The organism is Pseudoalteromonas sp. MTN2-4, from assembly GCF_042848605.1.
Classification (GTDB): Bacteria; Pseudomonadota; Gammaproteobacteria; order Enterobacterales; family Alteromonadaceae; genus Pseudoalteromonas.
The window spans coordinates 25,759-43,278 of sequence record NZ_BTGK01000007.1 but is presented as its reverse complement, the minus strand read 5'-3'; the positions used below and the strand labels follow the sequence as shown (position 1 = coordinate 43,278).

Annotated in this window: 16 protein-coding genes; 8 read left to right on the top strand and 8 right to left on the bottom strand. The window is 40.4% G+C overall.

Annotated features, from left to right (window positions below; translation table 11 throughout):
* Nucleotides 1–12: 12 nt before the first annotated feature.
* Complete coding sequence (locus tag ACGHEH_RS15670) at nucleotides 13–1,404, top strand: PLP-dependent aminotransferase family protein (protein ID WP_349287498.1); 1,392 nt, start codon at nucleotides 13–15, stop codon at nucleotides 1,402–1,404.
* Nucleotides 1,405–1,659: 255 nt separating this feature from the next.
* Here the strand turns inward: ACGHEH_RS15670 and ACGHEH_RS15665 are convergent, their stop codons facing one another.
* Together ACGHEH_RS15665 and ACGHEH_RS15660 are read right to left on the bottom strand one after the other, a co-directional pair.
* Nucleotides 1,660–2,016 carry a RidA family protein gene (locus ACGHEH_RS15665; protein WP_349287499.1) on the bottom strand — a complete coding sequence of 119 codons (357 nt, stop codon included), beginning with the start codon at nucleotides 2,014–2,016 and terminating at the stop codon, nucleotides 1,660–1,662.
* 84 nt (nucleotides 2,017–2,100) lie between these two features.
* On the bottom strand, nucleotides 2,101–3,174 hold the full coding sequence (locus tag ACGHEH_RS15660) for a type 1 glutamine amidotransferase domain-containing protein (RefSeq protein WP_349287500.1): 1,074 nt from the start codon (nucleotides 3,172–3,174) through the stop codon (nucleotides 2,101–2,103).
* Between the two features lie 146 nt (nucleotides 3,175–3,320).
* Here ACGHEH_RS15660 and ACGHEH_RS15655 point away from each other — a divergent pair, with 146 nt between their 5' ends.
* The 7 genes from ACGHEH_RS15655 to ACGHEH_RS15625 all read left to right on the top strand — a co-directional run bounded on the left by ACGHEH_RS15655 (nucleotide 3,321) and on the right by ACGHEH_RS15625 (nucleotide 9,865).
* The gene (locus ACGHEH_RS15655) at nucleotides 3,321–4,007 is read left to right on the top strand and encodes a response regulator transcription factor (RefSeq protein WP_349287501.1); all 687 of its coding nucleotides are present in this window, start codon (nucleotides 3,321–3,323) and stop codon (nucleotides 4,005–4,007) included.
* On the top strand, nucleotides 4,007–5,242 hold the full coding sequence (locus ACGHEH_RS15650) for a sensor histidine kinase (protein ID WP_390447067.1): 1,236 nt from the start codon (nucleotides 4,007–4,009) through the stop codon (nucleotides 5,240–5,242). Before ACGHEH_RS15655 ends, ACGHEH_RS15650 begins: the two co-directional genes overlap by 1 nt.
* Nucleotides 5,243–5,327: 85 nt before the next feature.
* Nucleotides 5,328–6,245 (top strand): tetratricopeptide repeat protein, encoded by a 918-nt coding sequence (locus ACGHEH_RS15645; protein WP_390447064.1) that lies wholly within the window; start codon nucleotides 5,328–5,330, stop codon nucleotides 6,243–6,245.
* Nucleotides 6,246–6,352: 107 nt separating this feature from the next.
* The gene (locus tag ACGHEH_RS15640) at nucleotides 6,353–6,487 is read left to right on the top strand and encodes a hypothetical protein (RefSeq protein ID WP_349287504.1); all 135 of its coding nucleotides are present in this window, start codon (nucleotides 6,353–6,355) and stop codon (nucleotides 6,485–6,487) included.
* Nucleotides 6,488–7,177: 690 nt separating this feature from the next.
* Nucleotides 7,178–7,453, top strand: coding sequence for a sensor histidine kinase (locus ACGHEH_RS15635; RefSeq protein WP_390447061.1), 276 nt, complete (start codon nucleotides 7,178–7,180; stop codon nucleotides 7,451–7,453).
* Nucleotides 7,454–7,816: 363 nt separating this feature from the next.
* On the top strand, nucleotides 7,817–8,737 hold the full coding sequence (locus ACGHEH_RS15630; RefSeq protein WP_390447060.1) for a tetratricopeptide repeat protein: 921 nt from the start codon (nucleotides 7,817–7,819) through the stop codon (nucleotides 8,735–8,737).
* Between the two features lie 96 nt (nucleotides 8,738–8,833).
* On the top strand, nucleotides 8,834–9,865 hold the full coding sequence (locus ACGHEH_RS15625; RefSeq protein ID WP_390447057.1) for an NAD(P)-binding domain-containing protein: 1,032 nt from the start codon (nucleotides 8,834–8,836) through the stop codon (nucleotides 9,863–9,865).
* 99 nt (nucleotides 9,866–9,964) lie between these two features.
* Here ACGHEH_RS15625 and ACGHEH_RS15620 read toward each other — a convergent pair whose 3' ends face one another.
* The 6 genes from ACGHEH_RS15620 to ACGHEH_RS15595 form a co-directional block, all read right to left on the bottom strand.
* Nucleotides 9,965–11,812, bottom strand: coding sequence for a DEAD/DEAH box helicase (locus ACGHEH_RS15620; RefSeq protein ID WP_390447054.1), 1,848 nt, complete (start codon nucleotides 11,810–11,812; stop codon nucleotides 9,965–9,967).
* A 193-nt stretch (nucleotides 11,813–12,005) separates the two neighbouring features.
* Nucleotides 12,006–12,272, bottom strand: coding sequence for a GrxA family glutaredoxin (locus tag ACGHEH_RS15615; RefSeq protein ID WP_390447052.1), 267 nt, complete (start codon nucleotides 12,270–12,272; stop codon nucleotides 12,006–12,008).
* A 153-nt stretch (nucleotides 12,273–12,425) separates the two neighbouring features.
* Complete coding sequence (locus ACGHEH_RS15610; protein ID WP_390447049.1) at nucleotides 12,426–12,704, bottom strand: peptidylprolyl isomerase; 279 nt, start codon at nucleotides 12,702–12,704, stop codon at nucleotides 12,426–12,428.
* Between the two features lie 100 nt (nucleotides 12,705–12,804).
* Nucleotides 12,805–14,895, bottom strand: coding sequence for a TonB-dependent receptor plug domain-containing protein (locus ACGHEH_RS15605; protein WP_390447046.1), 2,091 nt, complete (start codon nucleotides 14,893–14,895; stop codon nucleotides 12,805–12,807).
* 150 nt (nucleotides 14,896–15,045) lie between these two features.
* On the bottom strand, nucleotides 15,046–15,531 hold the full coding sequence (locus tag ACGHEH_RS15600) for a TlpA family protein disulfide reductase (protein WP_390447043.1): 486 nt from the start codon (nucleotides 15,529–15,531) through the stop codon (nucleotides 15,046–15,048).
* A gap of 132 nt (nucleotides 15,532–15,663) precedes the next feature.
* Nucleotides 15,664–17,373 (bottom strand): lysophospholipid acyltransferase family protein, encoded by a 1,710-nt coding sequence (locus tag ACGHEH_RS15595; protein WP_390447040.1) that lies wholly within the window; start codon nucleotides 17,371–17,373, stop codon nucleotides 15,664–15,666.
* Nucleotides 17,374–17,520: the final 147 nt, after the last annotated feature.

Below are 17,520 nucleotides of genomic sequence, written 5' to 3'. Positions count from 1 at the left end.
GATTTTATTGTTATGAATACAATTTGGAAGCCAGATCAAGATAGGTTTAATACACTTTCACAAGCTCACCCAAAATACCGCGCTTTGGCGCAGTTAATCGAACAGGCGATTGCTGAAGAAGCACTGGTCTTTGGTGAGAAATTACCGCCACAACGTCAGCTCGCTGACTTTCTATCGATCACCCATGGTACGGTGACACGGGCCTATGCTTTGTTAGAGCAAAGGGCGGTGGTGACTGCTCGACTTGGCGCAGGAACTTTTGTTGCGGTCAAAGAGCAAGTCAGTGAATTTGCCTCTGAAACAGATTTTGCTTCAAGCATGCAGCCCATGATGGGGCAGCAGCAAGTGTTGGCTAAAGCCATGCAATCTTTGGCCAATGAGCCAGTAGAGTTAGAGCAGCTAATGACTTATAAACTCAACGGTTTGCCACATCATCAACGCTTTTTTAAAAGTTGGTTGCAGCAAAAAGGACTTGAGTGTGAGCAACATGAGGTAGTTTTTTGCCAAGGCGCACAGCAAGGGATTTACGCAAGTTTAGCGTCTGTGTGTCAGCCCAATGATTTTGTGGTGCATGAAAGCATTTGTTATCCCGGCTTTTATCATGCCTGTGACGCGCTTAATTTGAATACCTTAGGTATTGCGGTACAAGAGGATGGCTTAGATCTAGAAGCACTTGAGCAGGCGTGTAAAACTCACTCGGTAAAAGCCATTTACATTACCCCAAACTGCCAAAACCCGACGAATGTGCGTTATAGCGATGAAAAATTAAAGCAACTGTTAGCACTGAGTCGCCGCTACAATTTTTTTATTCTGGAAGATGATGTGAATTACTGCTTGCCGGGTAAGTGGCGTTTACCGCTTTGGCAGCAAGCACCTGATAGAGTGTTTTATATTGCGAGCTTTTCTAAGTACTTTGCAGGCGGCTTGCGAGCCGGCTATGTGCTTGCGCCGGTACTTTGGCAGCAAACCTTATTAAAACAAATTCACAGCCAATGTTGGGCGGTGTCTATGATGAACTTCGAGCTTTTGATGCGATCGTTAAAAAGCAAAGAGTTTACTTATAACCAAGATAAACTGGCAGAAGAAATTCGCTATCGTATTGCTACGCTCAAAGCCATTTTCGAAAAACATCAAATGACCGCGGTATTTGCAGGGCTAAATGTATTTATTCCGTTAGCAAGTGAATTGAACATGCATGCTTTGGCGGGGCAATTAAAAGCCAACAAAGTCGAAGTGCGTACATTAGACGTGTTTGAAAATCCTAAACAGCCGCCTGATCACACTTTAAATGGTTTACGCTTTACCCTTGGTGGGCCAAGTAGTCGCGCTGAATTTGATTTGGGCGTCAAACGCGTTGATGACGTATTTGAACAGCTGAAACGCCCATCAAATATTGTGATTTAAGTGAATTAACCTGAGCTTTGGATAATAAATCTATCTCCAGCGGCTACTCTCAGCGCTCACAGCGTTGAATTTACTTACAATAGGCCAGCTATTGATGCGTAAATTCGCCTTGTTATCGCTAAAAGTCTCCGGCTGCAGACTTGAAAAAGTAGTTATCATTTCAATATCAATACTTTAGTAAATCTCTTAACCAAAGCTCAGGTTAAATTAAATGAGCAAAAACAAAGTTTTTTGCTCATTTTAATGATTAACAGGTTAAGTGTTTTTAACCGCAGCAACCACTGATACTTCAACAAGTAACTCAGGGCGCGCCATCGCAGCTTCAACACATGCGCGAGCAGGAGCGTGGCCTTCAGGGACCCAAGCATCCCACACTTCATTCATCTCGGCGAAATATTGCATGTCTTTGATGTATACTGTAGCACTTAACATATGTTGGCGATCAGAGCCTGCTTCTAGAAGTAGGGCATCGACCTTGTCTAGCATGGTTTGCGTTTGCTCTTTAATACCTTGTGTGGCATCAGCACACACTTGGCCGCATAGATAAACTGTATTGTTGTGAACCACAATACGGCTCATACGTTGTTTTGTGTGTTTGCGCTCAATTGTCATGACAATTCTCTTTTATCGATTATTTTGATGCTGTAAGTGTACAAACTATTGCAGTAAAAAGCAGTCTATACGGCCAAAAAAAGGTTAAGTTAAGTTCTTCAACTGCTGTACGAAGACTAATAAGCTAACTCCTTCAATCACATCAAACTGCATAAATGCCATAAGAGAATGAATAAACACTAGATTTCGCATGTATGGTTGCTGTTTTTCTAGCAAGGATTTTGCAACGGCAAGGGCTTGCTCAGAGCCTTGCTGGTGATAAGTGTTTAAAATAGTGACGGCGTGTTCTTCCGCAGTGATCTCTCGCGCTTTTGGCGTGTAGCCTAACTGCTTAATCGTGGCTTCTGCCATGGCCCATACAGACCATGGATTTTGCCCTGTAATTAAGTTGCCGTCTATTTCAACATTATTGAGATACATTGTACCTTCGCTGAATTTAGCGCCTTGCTCTGTTAGTGTATCTTGTAGCAATTGACCAAAGACTTCAGGCGCATTAGGAATAAGCAATAATTCTTCATCGTTGGTAAAGGCAGTAATGGCTTTATTCGCAACGATATAGTCACCTTCTCTGTTTTTAGCGCCGATCAGAGCAGCAGGTCCATGGCAAACCGCGGCAATGGCCTTGTTATTATTATAAAAATGCTCAACAAGACGAGTGATATCTGGGTTATCAATAAAGTCGAACATGGTGCCTTTACCGCCGACAAAATACACGGCTTGATAGTCATCTGGGTTTACCTCACTGAGCTTAAAGGTGTGCTCAAGCTTTTTGCTTGCCGCTGCATCGTTTAAAAAGGCATAGTCGTATTGATTCATATCGTCGCCATCAAGCACTTGTGGTGGCTTGCCACCTTGTGGGCTGGCGATATCGACACTAAAACCATTGGCTTCAAACACATAATATGCTCGTGATAACTCAGTCAATTCATAGCCAACGGTTTTGCCTGTATTGCCTAGCTCACTGTGACTGGTAACCACCGTTAATATTTTGCCTCTGTGCTCAGGGATATTTTCTGTAATGTAAGGTAGATCTGCCTTTTGAGTGTTTTTGAAATCATGCTTAAAAGCGTCTCTGTCTATTAGGTTGTAAGCCCAGTACCCGGCTGTCACAAGAACTAAAACCACAGCCAATAAACTTAAAAGTATTTTCTTAACCATATCAATTGCTCCTTTAATAAGATGTAATGAGCTTATTGGCTTAGGTGTGAAAGCGATGTGAAAGTGAATTTCACATTACCTTCACGGTGTGGCATGGCATACTCGAGGTATCGTATTAGGTTGAAAAGAATAAGAATGGATAGGGTATGACATCTGCATTATCAATTTTAGTGGTCGAAGATGAAACTGATATTGCTGCCAACATAGGGGATTACTTGATGGCACAAGGTCATGAAGTTGATTTTGCTTATAGTGGCACGCAAGGGCTTGAATTGGCGATGAATAGCTATTTTGATGTCATCGTATTAGATGTCATGTTACCCGGCCTCGACGGCTTACAGGTTTGTCAGCAGTTGAGAACACAAAGTACCCGCCATATCCCCATTATTATGCTTACAGCACGCGACGCATTGGACGATAAACTAAGTGGTTTTAAACAGGGTGCTGACGATTATCTGACTAAACCCTTCGCGCTGGCAGAGCTTTTGGTGCGCATTGAAGCTTTATCAATGCGTCATCGGGTTGCGACAGATCATGTCCTCGAAATTGGCGAGTTGAAAATAAACCGCCAGACTCAAGCCGTTGAACGTGCGCAAAGTGTAATCCCCTTATCGAATTTACATTATCAAATCTTGCTGGCCATTGCAGAGTCTCACCCTAAACCTCTAAGTCGTAGCGACTTGATGACTAAGGTATGGGGGGCTGAGCCGCCAGAGTCAGACGCGCTTCGCTCACATATTTATCAAATTCGTAAGCAACTCGATAAGCCGTTTGCTTATGATATGTTGGCGACTTTACACGGTGTTGGATTTACTTTGAAGGTAGAAAGTTAATGTTTCGCACCATAAAAAGCCGTTTTGTTGCCTATTTTGGGTTATTTACCCTTATCAACTCAGGCCTGTTTGTCGGTATGAGTTTTATTTTTATGTTCACGGTAGAAGATGAATTTATCCACCGTGAAGTTATGGAGGAGCGGCATCGATTAGAGCAAAGTTACGAGGCAATAGGGCAGTACAGTTCACCCAGCAAAAGTTATTTTAGGGTTTATAACAACCAAGAAATATTGCCCGAAAAGATCCAGCGCTCTCTCGAACAGTATCCAAAAGAGAAAGAGATCTTTGGAGATAATGGCCTGCATTACCATATTGAGCGATTAAAGTTTGATGATGCGCTGTTGGTGTCAGAAGTGAGTCAGCTATTGGTTGTCAGAGGCTTTACGCAGCCAGCGCTTATTTTGTTAGGTATCTTAGCGGCAATCATGTTGCTGTTGAGTGCCTTATTGGCATACTTCTTCTCAAAACGCGCTTTAAAACCACTTACTGAGCTTAGCGAATTGCTTAACTCATGTGACCCAGAGCATCTTCCAAAAGGCTTTGCTGCACCATTTGCTAATAACGAACTTGGGGCGTTTGCTAATAGTTTAGAAAATGCCCTCAATGAAGTGTCTGAGTTTGTCGAGCGAGAACTTCAGTTTACCCGAGATGCCAGTCATGAGCTGAGAACGCCGATCACCAGTATTTTAGGTGCATGTGAGCTTCTACAGGCTGACAAGCAACTGACAGCGCAACAGCGGGGCGTATTTAAGCGTATTCACCATGCTGCTGAGAATATGCAAAAGACAGTAGAGAGTCTATTACTCGTTGCTCGTGGCGAAACACAACTCACTAAACAGCCGGTACTTGTTGAGCCGCTCATTGAGCAAAGTATTTTGAACTATGCTGAGCAAATCAGCGCAAAGCACCTCGAAATTGAGTGTGAGGTAGAGCCGGGTTCAACATTAAATACAGACCCGCAAAGCTTGCATATCATCATTGAAAACCTAGTGCAAAATGCGGTGCGTTATACCGAGCAAGGTAGTATAAAAATTCGTGCTCGAAATGCTGTTTTTGAAATAAAAGACAGTGGCTGTGGTTTTGATTTTCAACACGCAAGAAAACAAGGCGTAAGAGCTAAAAACAGTAGCGGCTTTGGTATAGGTTTGTCTTTGGTCGAGCGCTTATGTGGCATAAATGGTTTGAATTTGAAGGTTGATTCATCGCCTGAGGGTAGCATGATTACTTTGCGATAAACTGGTTCACTTTAGTGATTTAGTACTATGCGAAACTATTGTTGATTAATATACAATAAAATCTGTTTAGTTAAAATATAGCAACATGTTTAAATTACTCTTGTTAACTTTAGTTATTTTGCTTTCAAGTAATTCTGTAGCGTCTGAAACCTATAATGATCACACTGATTTCTGTGTAGAACTAAGAGACATTAAGTGTTTAACCTTCATCGATAACGAGCTGCAAGCTTTACCGATATATTCTGTAAACTGGTATAAGCTGATGACTTTCAAGTTAGATTATTATTACGATAAGACTGAGTTCAAAAAATTAGAATCACTCATTCTTCAATTGCTTCAAATAGAAAATCAACCTGAAAGCTTTAAGATCCAACTGTACTATTTTTACTCTAAGACCCTAATGTACTTTCGTAGGCCTGAAGAAGCCAAGAAATATGCTAATTATGTCATACAAAATATTGAGTCTCTCTATCATACTTTTGAAGACCCACTTCGTATGGTTGAAATTGCCAACATGGAGTATGTATTTGGAGATAAGCAAAAAGCATACAAGCTTTTGCTCGTTGCCGAAAACAAGTTTGGAGATAGAAATGATCCTGTCTTTCACCTCGAGCTTAATACGAATAAAGGGCATATTTTTTATCAATGGAAAAACTATCAACGCGCAGAGCGTTTTTACCGTAGAGCAGTAAATTGGATCAACAATACAGGCCATGATGATAAGTTAATGGTCGCATATTCTAATTTAGCCAGAGTTAACCAGTTTTTATTGAAATATGAAGAGGCTCTAACATATTACCAAAAAACTTATGCGCTATTGCAGCTTCAGCAGGACAATAATTTTATTAATGTAATTGCATTAAGGATTGCTGAAGTAAAGCTGAAAATGAAAGATATCGATGAGGCTATTGACTATTTTGAGCTCGTCGAGTTTGATGATTTATCACCTCATTATCATGAAAGTTATATTTCTTTGTTGAAGGCATTGAATGTTGAGCAATAAAGGTATTTAAGATGAAAATAGCCCTTTTCTCTTATGAGATAAATAGGGCTAACTTAATCAATAACTAGTTTATCTTTAGCGTTTGCTGAGTATATTTGGCTTACCAGATGTCATTAATATTTATGCGAAAAAGAGTTGTGGCAGAGTATGTACTAGTAATTGGCGAGCTGATAATCAACCGTCATACCCAAGTCGTTGAACGTTGGCAAAGTGTGACCCCTTTATCGAAATTACATTATTAAATCTTACAGGCAATTGCAGAGTCTCACTCAAAACCTTTAAGTTACAGCGACCTAATTACAAAGGTATTGTGTGCAGAGCAGCAAGAGTCAGGCGCGCTTGGCTCATATTTAGCAAATTCGTAAGCAACTCGATAAACTGTTTTCTTTTGATATGTCGGCGACTTTACATGGTGTTGGTTTTACTTTGAGGATAGAAAGTCGTTGAAGTTAGAAAGTTAATGTTTAGCACCACAAAAAGCTGTTTTGTTGCCTATTTGGGATTATTTACCTGAACAACCCAGGTCTGTTTGTCTGTTTGAGTTTTATTTTTATGTTCATGGTAGAAGATGAATTTATCCATCGCTAAGTTATGAAAGAGCGGCATAGATTAGAGCAAAGCTAAGAGGTATCGGGGCATTACAATTCACTAAGCAGGGGCAGTACAATTCACTAAGCAAAAGTTATTTTAGAGTTTATTAACATCATCAGGCACTACCCGAGAAGATCCACTACTCACTTGAGTAATATCCAAAAAAGAAGGAAGTTTTTGTTAACAATGGACAGCACTATCATATTGAGCGATTAAAGTTTAATGATGCTTTATTAGTGTCAGAAGTGAGTATGCTATTGGTATTAGAGGCTTTATGCAGCAAGCGCTAAATTGGGTGTGATTTAGAGCCTAGCTTTACGTTAAATACAGACCCGCAAAGCTTGCAGATCATCATTGAAAACCTAGTGCAAAATGCGGTGCGTTATACCGAGCAAGGTGGTATAAAAATTCGTGCTCGAAATGGTGTATTTGAAATAAAAGACAGTGGCTGTGGTTTTGATTTTCAACACGCTAAGCAACAAGGTGTAAAAGCGAAGAACAGCAGCGGCTTTGGCATAGGTTTGTCTTTGGTTGAGCGCTTATGTGGTGTAAATGGTTTGAGTTTGGCGGTTGACTCTTCCGCTGAGGGCAGTTGTATTATTCTAAAAAGTGGATAATCAAAATAAAACAGCCGCGATGTAATCGGAATTGAAGAGTCAAAGTCGAAATTCATCAACTCAAGAATTGTTTCAAACTATAAAATAAATCTACATCTGGGTCGTTTTAATCTTTCGATTTTAGCTTCCTCTTGTTTGGTGATGCGTCTCCCTCCTTTTTTATACTGTTAAGTACAAAAAACATATTTGCTTGAACTCCTTGTTCATTATAAAGGGTTGCCTTAATTTTGTTTCTTAGTTCTTTTGGTTTGTGTTTTTGTAATGACGTGTAAATGAATGAAATATTTAATAGTTTTTTCTTATCAGTTTTATAGTTTGCTTAGTCTAGACTAATGCTGTTGTGTTAGCAGATACGCTAAATTTATGATTGTTTTGTTGCTATTTTTTCTATTATTTTCTTCTACTGCAAATGCTTCAGAGCACTTTAGCGACCATGAGTCTTATTGCTTACAAGAAGGGGAGCAAGCTTGTTTAGCCTTGCTAAAAAGGCAGAGCGACTCTGTGCCTCTTTATTCTAAAGCTTGGTTTAAACTTATTTCTTATAAACTAGATTACTACTACGATAAGCGAGAGTTCAGAAAATTAGAACAAACAATTACTCCGCTTTTTGCAATAGAAAGTATGCCTGATGTTTTTGAGCTACAGCTTAATTATTACTACTCAAAAGCATTGGCTTATTTTGGTAAGAGAGAACAAGCCAAACATTATGCGAAATTGGCTATTTCTAAACTAGAGAAAATTTATCATGTCTTTGAAGATCCTATGCGTATGGTAGAAATTGCGAATCTTGAATATGTGTTTGGTGATAGACAAAAAGCGTATCAATTATTGTTATTGGCCGAAAACAAGTTTGGTAAACGAGGCGACCCTGTATTTCACCTTGAATTACATACTAACAAAGGACATATCTTCTTTACTTGGCAAAACTATGAGCGTGCTGCGAAATTTTACAAGCTCGCTTTAGATTGGATTAAAAACACAGAGCATGATGCAAAAAAAGTAGTGGCTTACTCTAATGTTGCCAGAACTTATCAATTGATGAAGAAACATGAGTTAGCGCTTGAGCATTTTAAACGCACAGAAGAGTTATTATTAGCGCAAAATAATCCTAGGTTTTTAGCGGTAATACTTATACGAACCGCTGAAGTTTATGAACAACTCAATGAGCTTGATAAACTGACGCAGCTTATGCCAAGAATAAACTTTAGTGATCTCTCTCAGGGTTATCATGAAACCTATAAGAGACTCGCTAAGTTAACAGCCTCGAAGACAAAATCTTCATAGATAGTCTCTTCACAGCTTATTAAATCGATAGCCAGTTTATTCAATCTTTAACGATGTAGACCTCTTAAGATAATCACTTCTTATTCTGGAGTGGTTATGAATTTACAAACGAATGTGTTAATTATCGGTGCAGGCCATATGGGTCTGGCGCTTGGAAGCCGTTTAAAAGTCTTAAACATTGATTATTTGATCCTTGATAAACACAAGTATGTTGGCGACCAGTGGAGGAAACGTTATCAGGGCTTAACCTTATTCACCCCTAATAAGTTAAATCGGCTCCCTGATTTTTATATCCCTCATTCTCAAGGAGATTATTTAACTAAAGATGAATTTGCTGATTATTTATCAGAGTTTGCCTTGCATCATCAGCTGGCAATTAAAACAAACTGTCATGTATTAAGAGTAACTCATGATGGAATAAATGGGTTTTCTGTTTTTACCGAGCATGGAGTGATTAAAGCGAAGCAAATTGTTTTAGCCACCGGCGCCTTTAATACGCCTGTGAAACTCTTTAACGAAGGTGCTCAATTTATCCAGTTAGATTTAGAGCAATTACAGAGAATGGACTTCAAAAATCAGCAAATATTAGTTGTGGGGGATGGTGCTTCTGGTCGGCAAATTGCGAAAAAGCTCAGTGATAAAAATAAGGTTTACCTAGCAAAAGGCAAAAAGCGCAATCTATTTCCTGAGCACATTTTGGGACTTAAAACGTTTTCATTTCTGGAGTGGCTTGGTCTTTTAAGGCTTCCTAAGAGCTTTAAAATCGCTCAGTTTTTAAAAAGTAGAGACCCTTTCCCAGATACGAATATCAATAATGAAGCACTTATAGCTTTGGGAGTTGATTTAAAATCCAGAGTCGTTTCAGTTGGTTATAATTGTGTCACTTTTGATAATGGAGAAAAACTCACGCCACATATGATGATTAACGCGGTTGGCTATAAAGATGACTTTAGCTTTATTGATATTCCTCAGTTATATAACGGCAATAGTGAGTTTGACATAAGCGCAGCTGAAACCTTGGGAATTTTTAAAATAGGGCAGCCTTGGCAACATAATCGAGCTAGTGGTTTAATCTGTGGAGCTGAGTTTGAAGTAGAAAATGTACTAAAAAAACTCAATTGCGCCTAGCGCGATTTAGTTTTCCCTTTCTTGACTAGTTACCTTCAAGTTTTTTTGCCTCAAAATAAAAAACCCGCAACATGTGCGGGTTTTTTCATAGCTGCGCGATTAAGCTGTGAAGCTTACTGGGCGACGCTCTTTGCGTTCACCACGCTCGCCATCACGACGAGGCTTACGGTCGCCACCGCGGTTATCACGGAAGCTACGCTTACCTTCACCACGGTTACCACGATCATTACGCTCACCACGGAAACCGCGCTCTTGACCACCACCAGCTTGATCAGCAGGGTGTGTACTCTTGGTCATGTTCATAGGACGCTTACAGATAAATACGTTCTTGAAATGGCCTAATACGTCAGCTGGCATATCTTTCGGAAGCTGAACGGTACTATGTTCGTTGAATAAACGAATGTCACCGATGAACTTGCTTGAGATATCAGCTTCATTCGCAATTGCACCAACGATGTTCTTAACTTGTACACCGTGATCACGACCAACATCAATACGGTATGTATCCATAGGTGTTTGGCTGCTGTTGCGATTGCCACGGTCACCGCGTTCACGACCACGACGCTCACCACCACGTTCATTACGCTGACCATCACGGCCACGGCGATCATCACGTTCACGACGTTCGCGCTTAATTTCTTCAACTTTTAACGGTGAAGATTCTTGTGCAAGCGCTAGTAACGCACCCGCTAAGTCTTCAGCGCTTAGTTCAAGCTTTTGAGCAAGATCTACAGCAACTTCATTGAAGAAAGTAATGTCTTTGTGCTCTAGTGCATTAGTAAGCTTAGCTTGTAATGCTGCGATACGTTTTTGCTCAACTGTTTTCGCATCTGGTAATTCAACTTCTGCAATCTCAGACTTAGTGTGACGCATGATGTTACGTAGTAAATAACGCTCATTGCCTTTCACGAATAAGATTGCTTTACCAGTACGACCAGCACGACCTGTACGACCAATACGGTGAACGTATGCTTCGCTGTCTTGCGGGATATCGTAGTTGATAACTAAGCTTAAACGCTCAACGTCAAGACCACGTGCTGCAACGTCAGTTGCGATTACGATGTCTACTAAGCCGCTTTTTAAACGATCAACTGTACGTTCACGTGCCTGTTGGTTCATGTCACCATTTAATGGTGCAGCAGAGAAACCTTCACGCTCAAGTAGTTCTGCAAGTTGTACAGTATCATTACGTGTACGTACAAATACGATTGCGCCATCGTAATCTTCAGCTTCTAGGAAGCGAACGATTGCTTTGTTCTTATGAACAGTAGAGCGCCAGAAAACTTGTTCAACTGTTGATACAGTTGAGTTACGTGCTGCGATTCGAACTTGCTCAGCGTTGTCTAAGTACTTAGTACAAATAGACTGAATTTGCTTAGGCATAGTTGCTGAGAACAAACAAGTTTGCTTGTTTTCAGGTGTTTGCTCCATGATGTTTTCAACATCTTCAATGAAGCCCATGCGAAGCATTTCGTCAGCTTCATCTAGAACTAGTGCACTAAGCTGCGATAAATCAATCGTTTTACGGTTGATGTGGTCGATAAGACGACCCGGTGTCGCAACAATAATTTGTGCACCGCGGCGTAAAGCACTTAGCTGGATGCCGTAGCTTTGACCACCGTAAAGCGCTAGTACTTCAACGCCTTTAGTGTATTTAGCATATTGTTCAAATGCTTCTGCTACCTGAATAGCAAGTTCGCGTGTTGGTGTTAACACCAAAATTTGTGGCTGCTTCGTAGCCGGGTCAATATTGTTTAATAGTGGTAATGCAAATGCTGCTGTTTTACCTGTACCCGTCTGCGCTAGTCCCAGTACGTCCTTTCTTTCTAGCAATAACGGTATACATTGAGCTTGGATCTCAGATGGTGTCTTATATCCTTGCTCTTCGACTGCTTTTAAAATTGCAGGTGAAAGATCTAAAGATTCAAACGTGACTGGTTCTGACATTAATGCGCCTCAACGAATTTAAAGAGGCGCGCATTGTATAGGAAAAGCCCAGCAATTGCTTGTATAAATTAGAACTAATTTATATGTGACTGATGTTGTGCGAAATTTAATCAGTTTGTTTTGTGTAAATTTACAGCAAAGTAACAATTTCAAGGCTTTTAGGGCTTTTTACTTTTCTGCAAAGAAGCCTTGTTTAATTATTATACAAACCTAAATTTGCTTTTGCATAGGCTTCAAAATCGGTAAATCCACCAATATGCGTTTGATCTAAGAAAATCTGTGGCACAGTCGGACAAGGTTTGCCTGCTGACTTTTCCAAATCTGCTTTACTCACACCTTCTTTGATGATGTCTACGTAGCGATAGTTAAAATCGTCACGCTCTGTTTTTAAGCGCTCTGCCAGCTCTTTTGCACGAACACAGAAAGGACACCCTTCACGACCAAAAATAACTGTAAACATATTGAATTCCTCGTTGATGATTTTGTTTAACTGCAACTAAGTTTAGAGGAATTTATAAGAAGTAAAAGTTGATTAATTGAATCGAAATCATCAATAAAAATGATGATAACGAAGCATCCAGCTTTGCTTCATTCACAGAGGGCTCATTGAGTGTTAGGTTCTATAAACGGTTTTGATGAGGTGATAGCCAAACTTAGTTTTTACAGGACCATGCACCTCAAACAATGGCTTTTTAAACACCACATCGTCAAATGCCTTAACCATATCGCCTTTGTTAAACTCACCCAGATCACCGCCACGCTTTTTAGAAGGGCAGGTAGAGTGCTGCTTGGCAAGCTTATTAAAATCTCCACCTTTTGCTAATTTAGCTTTTATGGCTGAACACTCTTTCTCGGTTCTTACTAGTATGTGGTATGCACAGGCTTTTGGCATGATAAAGGTTCTCTAGTGTCGTTTTATTTGCGCGGTTCATGCAGGGCTTACCAAGATATGGCAAGCCCTAGGTGGGTCGAAAACTAATTTAAAAGTGATATTAGAAAGTCACGCTAAACCCAATAGACGGGCGCATCTCAAAGTCATCGGTTTCTTCTTCTATATATAAGTCATTTACTGACTTCACTTTTTTGTAATCAAGGTCGATGCTGCTGACATTGTCTTGACCGTATGCGTTCATTAATTCCAGAATAAGCTTACCGTCTAGGCCAAACACGCGTGTTTTACGTTCAAATCGTATGTCGAGTCTGTGATAAAGATCGTGACGCTCTGAGAAAGGCTCGCCATAGACAGGTAAAAAGCGATTATCGAAGTCTGGGTTTTCTCTCACGCCAACAATAGGCGTATATGCTTGACCACTTCGTGCTGTAAAGTTAAAGCCGCCTTGCCAGATTTCATTAATTTCGTAGTTAAACACTGCATTGAACACAAATGGGGTATCGGCATAGTAGTCACGCGTGACATTACTTCTTAAATCCGTACGCTCACTTTTCGCATAACTAAATGCCAACCATCCATACCAGTTATCGGTTTTGTTTTTATTGATCAGAAAGTCTACACCATAAGCTCGACCCTCAACATCATTGGCGTATAAGTTATGTGCATCGGGGGCTGAGTCTTCAATCGCCAAAGGTAAATCTTCCATGGTTTTATAATAGGCTTCTACTGACCAAGACCACTCATTTTCAAGTTCTTGCGCAAATCCAAGCGTTGTATGGTTTGCTGATTGCGATTTTAGTTTTGGATTGCCGACCTCAGGTAAAATGTAGTCGATGTCTTGTTGACGGTTATACTGACCAAACTTAGCAGTTATAGTGCTTGAGTCAGATAAGTAATAGTTTAAAGCAAGGCGAGGCTGTACAAAGTTTTCATCAGTGAGTTTGTTATGCTGAAATTGCACGCCGGTTTCAGTTTGTAGCTTGTCGTTGATTTGCCAAACATGGGTAATACCAACAAACCCGCTATCTGCGCCAGCAGTTTGTTTACCGGTTATTCGTTCGCCTTTTTTCAGGTCACAATCAGGGTCTAACTCAGTACATAAATACTGAAAAGAGTCATACTTATATGTGGTTTCATTATCGAAGTAAGCAAAGTCAGTCACGATACGATGATGTGTATTTAACTTGTAGTTTAATTGGGCCTTGATTGTTGTTTGCTTTTCTGATTCTTCTTCGAAATATCCTTCCGTTAACGTGGCTCGTTTACCATATTCAAGTCGACCAGAATGATCTAACACTCCTAATCCGACTCTGAAATGATAGTTTTTATTGTAGTGATCCCATAAAACATTTTGACTGGTGAACTCTCGGATAAATCGTGCATCCCCCTGAAATTCAGGTGTCTTTTGCGCAAGTTCTGCACGCTCATTAAAGCCAGCCGCAGCTGAGTCTTCTGCACCAGTGAAATTAAAAGTTAGAGTATTATTGGCATTGATATCCCAAAGCCATTTACCTTGATAATCATGGTCATCGGGCGCATCATTGATTGTTACCCCCGTTAATTCGCCGTCATCATCTTCAAGTTCTTCTCCTTCTGAGAAAAATAGCGGCAAAGTACTTTTTCGAGCTGAAAAATAAAATGCGGTATTCTCTGTAGCTTGACCTTCAACAAATACACCGGCGTTAAACATTGAAAAATCTAAGGTGGTGGTAATAGGCTGATACTTAGGGTTACGTAATGTCACATCGAACACTGCGCCTGTGGCATTACTGTAACCTGCGCCATAACCGGCTGAGTATAGCTGGAAATCCTGAATAATATGACGATTGAAAATAGAGCTGCCAAAGTCATGGAATATGTAGCCTGCAGGCATAAAGTCCACTTCGAAAATATTATCACTGGGTGATGAGCCTCTAACTGCAGGTTCGCTCATTGAACCGCCTGCAGCGACAACGCCTGGTAGAGCATAAACGGCTCTTAGTGGATCGCCAAGTGCACCAGGCATTTCAATCAACTTTTCAGTGTCTTCGGTTATTTCACTGGTGATACTACTGCGTTTATAAAGTACTTCAATGTGCTCCATTTCTTTGTTCTGTGGCTTTTGCTCATCAGCATGAACAGAAAGTGAAATGGCTAAAAATAGCGGTGAAAACTTAAATAGGGAAGTTGAAAATGCGCCGAGCTTGTTCATTTGGGATCCTTGTTGCAAGCTGAGTTTGTATGAATTGGCGATTAGTTTAAGGAGATAAGTTGTAAGTGTGTTGCGGGTTTAGGTAATAAAGTGTAGCGGTACTTCTACACTTTATTACAAAAGTTTTCTTATTTATTAAGGTAAAGCAACTTATAAGCGGGCTCTTAAGCCCAATTCTGTCGAATACCCAACGGAACGTTCGGTTATTTTAAGGTTCTCATCAATCACATAGTATGTTGGATAGGCTTTGACTTTAAAATTGGCAGCAATTTGATGATTTCCTATAAGTACTGGCATACTGAGGTCTAAATCTTGTGTGAAGGCTTCAACTGCTTCTTTTGAATCATAATCCAGGGCAATGGCAACGGCATTGAGTTTTTGTCGTTCATGAAGCTTATCTAAATTTGGCATGCTGTATTTACAAATACTGCACCAAGGCGCAAAGAAGTACACAACGGTCTGTTGCCCAGCGAGTTCACTTAAACTGAGCTGTTTATGCTCATTTTCGAGTATGGGTAATGAGAAGTATGGCGCCGGTTGCTCACCATTATCAGCTAACATACCGAGTTCTTGGTATGCAGTGACTGCAATAAATATTACGGCAAAAACGGCTAATTGAAGTACTTTTTTGATCATCTTTGAAACGAATTGGATCCTTTATATTTTAATAGACCCGACGTTAACACCGAAAATTACAGATAGAAACTAAAAACATGTTTCTATCTGTTTCAATGGCCAAGATCCCGCATATTTCATTTTTACAGAATACTACTCACCTAAATAGCGTTTGGCCTTTTGAGGCTTTATTTTATCTAAATCAACCAACACGAGCCCATCAATACAGTTACTAAAATCGGGATCGACACTAAAACATAGGAAGTTCACGCCGCCGTCTTCGCACAACTCAGTATATTGCTTAAATAATGTTGGTATTTGAGCGTTCATATTGGCAAGGATATGCTTAAGCTCGCTGAAATCTTCTTTGATATTATTACCCAAAAATAGCTTTTTATAATTTTCTTGCTGAGCGCTATCTAAGCGGTATTTATGTTTAGCAATAGCATGTTCAGGTAAATGACCAAAATAGTGCTGGTAGTGATACACCAACATGGCTTTGGCTTCTTCAGGCAAGGCATTCGATAGGCTCACTGCACCAAATAAATAACGGTGCTCAGGGTAACGTTTAACAAATGCACCTATGCCATACCAAAGGTAATCAAGGCTTTTTCGCCCCCAGTATTTAGGTTGCACAAAGCTGCGGCCAAGCTCTAACCCATGCTCAAAGTATGGCTGCATTTTATCGCTGTAATCGACTAAGGTGTCGGTGTATAAACCTTCACGACCTTGGTGTTCAAGTACCTTTTTAGCACTGGCAAGCCGATAGGCGCCAACTAGCTCGAGATGATTTGGGTCCCATAAAATAAGGTGGGTGTAATGCATGTCATACTTGTCTATGTCACGACGTTTGCCAGTGCCTTCACCGACAGCTCTAAAAGCATGCTCACGTAATCGGCCTAACTCTCTAAAAATGACCGAGCTACCCGTGTAATGATAAAGGTAGATTTGCATACCATCTTGCGTTTCGCCAATACGTTCACAGGCTTCAAGGGCACTCTTCAAGGCTTTTTTACATTCCGGAGGCGCAACAGGTGTTTGTGTGGTGAGGGGCAGCGACTTTTTAGTACCAATGCGATATAGCTGTTTACGAATGAGCGACACCATCTCTTTGTCTTTTACATTGTTATGAAGATAAGACTCAGGCGGAATGCATGCACCGATTTCGAACTCTAAAAACTTTTGACGCTGCTTAAACATTTCTTTTACCAATAGCAAGCTAGCTAGAGGCTTGTAGATCATGGAAGTGCCGTAAAATAAAGGGCTATTTTTGGCTTTAATGTGAATTGGCAAAATAGGGCAGTTTGCTCGTTTTGCCATTCTTAAAAAGCCAGTATTCCACTTACAATCTTTGACGCCTGTGGGGCTTAATCGAGAAACTTCGCCAGCAGGAAAGATTAATAAAGCGCCACCTTGTTTGAGGTGCTTATGAATATTACTGAGCTCTTGCTTACGACTTGTGCCAGATAAATTATCAACAGGGAGTAATAAAGAGTGCATGGGGGTAAGCGACATCAGCATCCGATTCGCAACTACTTTTAAATCGCCTCGCACCTTGCTGATAAGTTTTACTAGAGCGAGTGCATCTAAAGAGCCGATAGGGTGGTTTGCGACTATTACAACTGAGCCTTCGCTGGGTATATGCTCAAGTTGCTTGGTGGTATAACGGGCATCAAACTCCAGTTCGTCTAGTACTTGCTCAACAAACTCTAATCCTTGTAAGTGCGGGTAGGTATCAGCAAATGCCACAAATTCTTGTTCATGAAGTAAATAGCCCAAGCCTTTTTTTACCAGTCCTTTTACTTTTGGGGACTTTTCTAGTTGGGGTAAATTTGCTTCGATAACCTTATCGACACTGATCATAGTAAATCTCAACTCTAAGTGTTTTTTGTAGATTAAAAACACTGTGTGACAAGGCTGTTGCAAATTTACGGTGCTTTTATGACAGCCGACATTGTTTTATGGTTTTAATGAAACCCTCGCTTGAGTCTAAGTTGCTTGGTTTATATG

Coding starts and splice junctions, on each gene's coding strand:
- ACGHEH_RS15670 (WP_349287498.1), top strand. CDS start 13: ATGAATACAATTTGGAAGCCAGATCAAGATAGGTTTAATACACTTTCA.
- ACGHEH_RS15595 (WP_390447040.1), bottom strand. CDS start 17,373: ATGATCAGTGTCGATAAGGTTATCGAAGCAAATTTACCCCAACTAGAA.
- ACGHEH_RS15660 (WP_349287500.1), bottom strand. CDS start 3,174: ATGGTTAAGAAAATACTTTTAAGTTTATTGGCTGTGGTTTTAGTTCTT.
- ACGHEH_RS15620 (WP_390447054.1), bottom strand. CDS start 11,812: ATGTCAGAACCAGTCACGTTTGAATCTTTAGATCTTTCACCTGCAATT.
- ACGHEH_RS15645 (WP_390447064.1), top strand. CDS start 5,328: ATGTTTAAATTACTCTTGTTAACTTTAGTTATTTTGCTTTCAAGTAAT.
- ACGHEH_RS15625 (WP_390447057.1), top strand. CDS start 8,834: ATGAATTTACAAACGAATGTGTTAATTATCGGTGCAGGCCATATGGGT.
- ACGHEH_RS15600 (WP_390447043.1), bottom strand. CDS start 15,531: ATGATCAAAAAAGTACTTCAATTAGCCGTTTTTGCCGTAATATTTATT.
- ACGHEH_RS15640 (WP_349287504.1), top strand. CDS start 6,353: ATGTCATTAATATTTATGCGAAAAAGAGTTGTGGCAGAGTATGTACTA.
- ACGHEH_RS15650 (WP_390447067.1), top strand. CDS start 4,007: ATGTTTCGCACCATAAAAAGCCGTTTTGTTGCCTATTTTGGGTTATTT.
- ACGHEH_RS15655 (WP_349287501.1), top strand. CDS start 3,321: ATGACATCTGCATTATCAATTTTAGTGGTCGAAGATGAAACTGATATT.
- ACGHEH_RS15630 (WP_390447060.1), top strand. CDS start 7,817: ATGATTGTTTTGTTGCTATTTTTTCTATTATTTTCTTCTACTGCAAAT.
- ACGHEH_RS15615 (WP_390447052.1), bottom strand. CDS start 12,272: ATGTTTACAGTTATTTTTGGTCGTGAAGGGTGTCCTTTCTGTGTTCGT.
- ACGHEH_RS15610 (WP_390447049.1), bottom strand. CDS start 12,704: ATGCCAAAAGCCTGTGCATACCACATACTAGTAAGAACCGAGAAAGAG.
- ACGHEH_RS15665 (WP_349287499.1), bottom strand. CDS start 2,016: ATGACAATTGAGCGCAAACACACAAAACAACGTATGAGCCGTATTGTG.
- ACGHEH_RS15605 (WP_390447046.1), bottom strand. CDS start 14,895: ATGAACAAGCTCGGCGCATTTTCAACTTCCCTATTTAAGTTTTCACCG.